The 6,951-nt window shown below is 72.4% G+C and carries 5 protein-coding genes; 3 read left to right on the forward strand and 2 right to left on the reverse strand.

The genetic code is table 11. From position 1 onward, the window contains the following. Positions 1-660: 13E12 repeat family protein (locus tag PROKR_RS36035; protein ID WP_169736541.1), on the reverse strand; the 660-nt coding region annotated here is incomplete at its 3' end. A 352-nt stretch (positions 661-1,012) separates the two neighbouring features. Next, positions 1,013-2,608, reverse strand: a complete 1,596-nt coding sequence (locus PROKR_RS23690; RefSeq protein ID WP_036968470.1) for a TROVE domain-containing protein — start codon at positions 2,606-2,608, stop codon at positions 1,013-1,015. A 636-nt stretch (positions 2,609-3,244) separates the two neighbouring features. Between PROKR_RS23690 and PROKR_RS23695 the strand changes: the two genes are divergently transcribed. The 3 genes from PROKR_RS23695 to PROKR_RS23705 all read left to right on the forward strand — a co-directional run. Continuing rightward, positions 3,245-4,234, forward strand: coding sequence for an NAD-dependent epimerase/dehydratase family protein (locus PROKR_RS23695; RefSeq protein ID WP_036968591.1), 990 nt, complete (start codon positions 3,245-3,247; stop codon positions 4,232-4,234). Positions 4,235-4,360: 126 nt separating this feature from the next. Next, positions 4,361-6,436: a beta-galactosidase gene (locus tag PROKR_RS23700; protein ID WP_036968594.1), complete on the forward strand. Its 2,076-nt coding sequence runs from the start codon at positions 4,361-4,363 to the stop codon at positions 6,434-6,436. An 85-nt stretch (positions 6,437-6,521) separates the two neighbouring features. Continuing rightward, positions 6,522-6,951, forward strand: a 430-nt coding sequence (locus PROKR_RS23705; protein WP_036968473.1) for a galactokinase, incomplete at its 3' end; no start/stop codon positions are given.

Raw genomic sequence — 6,951 nt, forward strand, 5'->3', positions numbered from 1 at the left:
CACGGCATCGGCGGTTGTCTTGAGCTGGGCGTAGGCCTGCACACCCTGCGCCATCGGCACCAGGGCGGTCAGGTAGACCATCAGGTCGGGTGCCGGACGGATCGAGACCCGGCGTTCCGTCACGGCCTTGGCGTTGCGGTTCACGCACGCGTGCACGTCCAGCCGGGCGGCGAGTTCCTTGATCCGGGCGATCAGCCGTCGGGTGCTCATGCGGGCGAGTTCGGTCAGGTGGGTGGGTCCGCAGATCTCCTCATCGATCAGCGCCCGGTGCTCCAACGACAGGTGAGAGGTCTCCCGCACCAGGAGCGTGGACCGCCACTGGGACAGCACCCCGGTCTGCAGGGCGGTGAAGGTGTGGGGCATCTGGGTGACCCAGACGCGGGAGGTGGCCACGAACCCGGCCCCCGCGTGCGGGCTGACCCCTAGCGCGGCACCGACCTGGTTGGGCACACCACGCCCACGCCGCTCGGCCCGGATGCTCTGCCGAGCCTCATCAGCACGCGTGGCCTCGTCCAACGCGACTGTCAGCCGCGCCTGCGTGGCGGTGATCGCGTTCTTCACGGCTTCGAGTTCACCGAGCAGGTCCACCCACTGGGCCTGCGCCGCCCGCGAGACACCGGCACCACCGGACCGAGTGTCAGTGGCACCGGGCAAGATCATCTCTGCCAGGACCTGCCGCACCGCCCGTACCCCCGCGACGTCGACGACTTCATCAGGCATGGGCCCACCGCTCGTCCCCTGGCTGACGTCGGGCAGCACAGAGCGAGCAGGCTCCCCGCCTGCTCGATCTGGTACCTCACCCGTTCGCGTCATGCCATCAACATATCGCACACACGTACGCATCGCTCGGCGAGACGGTCCGATCTGCCCACAGCAGACGGACCGACCGGCTCGTGCTGGCGGACCGCCCACTTGCCCGGCCGCATCCTCTTCGAGGCCGGTATTTCTCCGCATTGAGCCGCCTCAGAGCGGAGAAACCCCGGCCTCGAGAAAACCCAGGAACGACACTTCGTCAGAGCCCGCCCGCGAACTGCGAGATCAGGGACGGCACGGCGGCATCGAACCCTGCGACGTCGAGCATCCCCGGGTCGGACGGGTCCGCGATCGAGAACTCCGTGGCAGTCATGCCCACCACCACGAGCCGTGCCGGGATGCCCGTGCGCTCCCGGTACAGCCGCAGCGCCTGGTGCGGGTGGACGTCGCCGTGCCAGGTCTCGTTGTCCGTGTAGACCACGAACGCATCGACCTCCAGTCCGTTGGCCAGCGCGTACAGCATCGGCTGGGCACAGTCGGTGCCGCCCATCGGCATCTCGTCGACCACCCGCAGGGCGTCGTCGAGCCGACGACGCGGCGAGATGCGCAGCGGCTTGATCGACGGCGGATCCCAGGAGCCGTCCGTTCCGGCAGCAAACCCCACCGCGGACGAGCCCGGCTCGGTCGCGAGCTGCACCAGCGCCAGCGCTGCGGACGCCTCCCGCGCCGTGAGCGGCATACCGGCGATCGGGGCGCTCATCGAACCCGACACGTCCACGGCGAGCAGCAGCCGCTTGCCGGACGGCTCGATCGCGCCGAACGCCGCGTAGAAGCCGGCGTCGAGCGCGTCCACGACGCGCTGCGTGGGCTCCCACGTGCTCGTGCCGCGCGCCGAGGCGCCCGAGGCATAGGTCCGCTGCGCCACCAGCACGTTCACCGGGTGCACGCGGGCACGCCGCAGCCGCTCGGGGTCCGCGAGCAGAGTCGCGACCTCGTCGGTCCGGCCGCCGACGGCGGGCAGCAACCCCAGCCGGGTGAGCCGCGGGAGCTGACGCATCAGCGCGGTCGCGGGCAGGCCGACGTCGAGCAGCGCGTCCCAGACCGCAGGCTCGGCCAGCGCCGCGTCGGGCAGCATCTCCCAGGTCAGGCGGGCGTCGCGGACGAGCGCTGACCAGGTCGCGGCGTCCGACGCCTCCTGCGCCTTGAGGAACGCCTCGACCAGAGCCGGGGTGTGCTCGCCGGTCGAGCCGCGCACGATCCAGTCGAACGCCGCGCGCAGACCGGGGTCGGCGGTGACGGGGTGCGCCAGGCGCAGCAGGTCACGGTGCGACCAGCCCTCACGCTGGCGGTACTTGACCGCCTGGTAGGCGACGGCGTCGGCGTCCTTGGACGTGTACCAGCCGCCGACGGCGCGGCGCAGCCCACGACCCCAGCCCCGGAACTGCTCGACGTAGCCGGCGAACAGGAACAGGTGTGTGCCCGTGCGCGCCACCTGCGGCAGCGCCGCGAGCGCCAGAGCGGCCGACTCCGGGACCGAGGCCGCGTACGCGAGCGCGAACAGGGCCGGGTTCTGCCGGGGCGCGGCCCCGCTGGTGGAGACCTCGACGATCGTGTTGACCAGGGTCACCGGGTCGGCCGCCGCCATCCGGCCCACGACCTCGGCGTTCTCCCGGGCCAGATCCCCGGCCGAGGCGTAGTACGTGCCACCGTCGACGCCGAGGGTCAGGAACCGCCGCAGGCGGGTGACGTCGTCGAGCACGAAGGTGTGACCGCCGGCAGAGTTCGCCTGCTGGCGCGGGTCGGCGGGCTGGTTCTGTGGGGTCCGGCGGCGGTTCACGGTGCGCAGGATGTCCATGGCGAAGCTCCTCTCGGGTGGGTCGTGCTGGCGACGGGCAGAGGTGAGCGGCGGCAGGCAGTGCCCGCCGCTCACGGCACATGGACGAGCGGGCGTGTGTCTGCCCTCCGGAACGGCGGCTCACGCCGCCGAGCAGTGCCCGTCGCCGGGCCGGGAGTCGAACCCGTACTGCCATCTACCAGGTAACCGAAGAGACTCCGGCCCGCTCTACGAGGCACGGGCGGGCGTGTAGTCGACCGCCGGAGTTTGCTCTACCAATTGAGCTACGCCGCCCAGACGGGCGACGGCGGGACTCGAACCCGCAACCTTTCCATGTGAAGTGGTAACCGACGATCTCCGGCCCACCCGTGCTCGTCCATGTTCTGTTGTCGAGTCAGGACCCTAGGCCGCACCACGTGATCGTGACCAGGGTTTATCACGTGGCCGTCGGGTGAGCCCTGTCGAGAATCTCGCCTCCGCCGCCTCCCCTTTGAGGCCTAAGTTTCTTCGCTTTCAGTCGCCTGAAAGCGAAGAAACTTAGGTCTCGAAGGGGAGAGCGGCCCGCGGACCCAGCAGGACCCAGCACTACGCCCCGCGGAGATTCGCCAGGAGCAGATACGGATGCCCCGAGGCCCCCGATGCGGTTCGGTGGGCACCATGCGAATCCTGGTGCTCGGTGGAACCGTCTTCCTCTCCCGCGCAGTCGCGGCAGCCGCCCTGGCCCGCGGCCACGACGTCGTGTGCGCGGCCCGCGGCGTGAGCGGCACGGTGCCCGACGGCGCCACGCTCGTGCGCTGGGACCGCGCCGAGGACGTGCCCGGCGAGCTGACGGACACGAGCTTCGACGCCGTCGTCGACGTCTCCCGGATCCCCTCGCACGTGCGCCGCGCCGTCGCGGCCTTCCCGGACGCGCACTGGACCTTCGTCTCGACCGTGAACGTCTACGCCGACACGACCACCGTGGGCGGCACCCCCGCGACCCTGCCCCTCCTGGACCCGATCGAGACGGACGAGGACCCGGCGTCCGGCCCCGAGACGTACGGCGCCATGAAGGTCGCCTGCGAGAACATCGTCCGCTCGGGCGCGGGGTCGGCCCTCGTGATCCGGCCCGGCCTGATCGTCGGGCCTGGTGACCCGAGCGGCCGGTTCACCTACTGGCCGGCCCGGTTCGCGCAGGCCGCCGAGGACGGCCTCCCGGTGCTCGTGCCCGAGCCGGTGGACGACCCGGTCCAGCTCGTCGACGTCCGCGACCTCGCGGAGTGGATCGTGTCGGCGGCGGAACAGGGCACGACGGGCGACTTCGACGCCGTCTGCCCGCCCCTCCCCCGCTCCGAGCTCCTCGCCCAGGTGGCCAGCGGCGTGGGCGCGGACCCGAAGCTGGTCGCGGTAGCCCCGCAGACCCTGGCCGAGCACGAGGTGAACCCCTGGTCCGGGCCCCGGTCGATCCCGTTCTGGGCGGGCGACCTGGTCGAGGGCGGGTTCATGACGCACGACGTCACGTCGTCGCTGGCGGCGGGCCTGCGGATCCGACCCTTCGCCGACACCGCCCGCGACACCCTCACGTGGCTGCGCGCGACCCCGGACGCCACGGTCACCGGCCTGACCCGCGACGAGGAGCAGGAGGTGCTGGCCGCCGTGCGCGGCTGAGCGGCACGGTGCGCGGAACGCCGTCGGGAAGCGTATTCCCCCGGCCATCCGAAGGACCTACGGTTGTCCTGGCACGACGTACGGCCGTCGGCCGAGCTCCACCAGCTCCACCGCGAGAGGACCTTCATGCCCATCACCCCGCGCTTCACACCCGGACCGCAGTTCGACGGCTGGCTGACCGGCGTCGACCAGATCAGCTACGGAGGCGACTACAACCCCGAGCAGTGGCCCGAGGAGGTCTGGGCGGAGGACGTCCGGCTCATGAACGAGGCGGGCGTGAACCTGGTCAGCCTCGGCATCTTCAGCTGGGCGCTGCTGGAGCCGCGGCCGGGCGAGTTCGACTTCGGCTGGCTGGACCGCGTCATCGGTCTGCTGCACGACGGCGGGGTCCGCATCCTGCTCGCCACGCCGACGGCGGCCCCGCCGGCCTGGCTGTACGCGGCCCACCCGGAGGCCCGGGTGATCGACCGGGACGGCACACCGATGGGGCCGGGCGGCCGCGGGCTCATGGCACCCACCGCCCCCGCCTACCGGGAGGCCGCGCTGCGCATCACGCAGGCGCTGGCCGAGCGGTACGGCAACCATCCCGCGATGGCGGGCTGGCACGTGCACAACGAGTACGGCGCGCCGGTGGCACTGGACTACTCCGTGCACGCCCAGCGCGCGTTCCGCGAGTGGCTGCGGGAGCGGTACGGCACCCTCGACGCCCTGAACGCCGCCTGGGGCACGGCCTTCTGGGGTCAGCACTACGCCGACTGGGAGCACGTCCAGGTCCCGGCTGCCGCCCCGGAGGCGGTCAACCCCGCGCAGCAGCTCGACTTCGCGCGGTTCTCGGACGCCGCCCTGCGGGCGTGCTTCATCGCCGAGCGTGACGCCGTCCGCGAGCACTCGACAGCCCCCGTGACCACCAACTTCATGGCCGCGAGCTGCCCCTGGACGGACCTGTTCGCATGGGGCAAGGAGGTCGACCTCGTCTCTAACGACCACTACCTCCGGGCCGCCGACCCGCGCGGGTACGTGGGGCTGTCGCTGGCCGCCGACCTCACGCGGTCCGTCGCGGGCGGCAAGCCGTGGCTCCTGCTGGAGCACTCGACCTCCGCCGTGAACTGGCAGCCGCGCAACGTGGCCAAGCGGCCCGGGGAGCTGGCCCGCAACTCGCTGACCCACCTGGGCCGCGGCGCGGACGCGATCATGTTCTTCCAGTGGCGTGCCTCCCGCTCCGGCGCGGAGAAGTTCCACTCCGCCATGCTGCCGCACGCCGGTACCGCCTCGCGCGTGTGGCGGGAGGTCACCGAGCTGAGCGCGAACCTCGGCCGGCTCACCGAGCTGCGCGGCTCCCGCGTCCGGGCCGACGTCGCCCTGGTCTGGGACTACGAGTCGTTCTGGGCGCAGGACCTGGAGTTCCGGCCCAGCGAGGGCGCGCGGCACCGCGAGCGCGTCGACGCCTACTACGACCGGCTCTGGCGGGACGGCCACACGGTCGACCTGGTGCGCCCCGGGCAGGATCTGTCGGGGTACAAGCTGGTCGTCGCCCCGGCGTCGTACCTGCTCCGGGCCGAGGACGCCGCCAACCTCACCGCCTACGTCGAAGCAGGCGGGTCGCTGCTGGTGAGCTACTTCAGCGGCATCGTCGACGAGCACGACGCCGTCCACCCGGGCGGCTTCATGGCCCCGCTGCGCGACGCGCTGGGCGTGTGGGTGGAGGAGTTCCTGCCCCTGCGCGCCGACGACGCGCTCACCGTCGCCTACCGCGCCGGAGCGGCGGGGGCCGGCGCCGCGACCAACGCCACCACCGATCTCACGGGCACGGTCTGGGCCGACGACCTGGTGCTGGACGGCGCCGAGCCCGTCGGCACCTACACCGACGGCCCCAAGCCGGGCGGCGCGGCCATCACCCGGCACCGGCACGGCGCGGGCACGGGCTGGTACGTGTCCACCGCGCTCGACGTCGACGCATTGTCCACGGTCATGGCCGACGTGTACGCGGGCGCGGGCCTGGCGCCGTCGGGCACGGTGGAAGGGCTGGAGGTGGTGCGCCGGCACGGCGACGGCGCCTCCTGGACCGTCGCGGTCAACCACACCGACGGCGACGTGAAGCTGCCCCTGGGCACGCCCGCCACCGATCTGCTCACCGGGCAGCAGATCGTGGGCGACGCCGATGTGCCCGCCGGAGCGGTCCGCGTGCTGCGCCAGGAGGCCTGAGCCCGCGCCCCGATCCCGAGCGCGCCGGTCTCGCTGCCTGACCGGCTGGTGGGTCCGGCGCGCACAGGAGGCAATAATCAGACACGTGACCACCATCAACTGGCTCGAGGCCTGGACCGCCGATGACGGCGCCCGCCGGGTCGACGAGCTCTTCACTCGTTCGTTCGACGGCTCCCCCGAGGGCGTCTGGTCCGCCCCAGGGCGCGTCAACCTCATCGGTGAGCACACCGACTACAACGCCGGGCTCTGCCTCCCGACGGCGCTGCCGCACCGCACCTACATCGCGCTGCGGCCGCGCGAGGACGACCAGGTCCGCCTGGTATCGGCGCAGGCAGAGGGCGTCTGGGAGACCCGCCTGTCCGACGTCGCCCCCGGCGCCGTCCAGGGCTGGGGCGCCTACGTCGCCGGCGTGGCCTGGGCCCTGGGCGAGGCCGGGCACAAGGTCGGCGGCTTCGACGCCGCCGTGGACTCGTGCGTCCCGTTCGGGGCCGGCCTGAGCTCCTCGGCCGCGCTGG

This window comes from Promicromonospora kroppenstedtii DSM 19349 (assembly GCF_000515355.1).
Taxonomy (GTDB): Bacteria; Actinomycetota; Actinomycetes; order Actinomycetales; family Cellulomonadaceae; genus Promicromonospora; species Promicromonospora kroppenstedtii.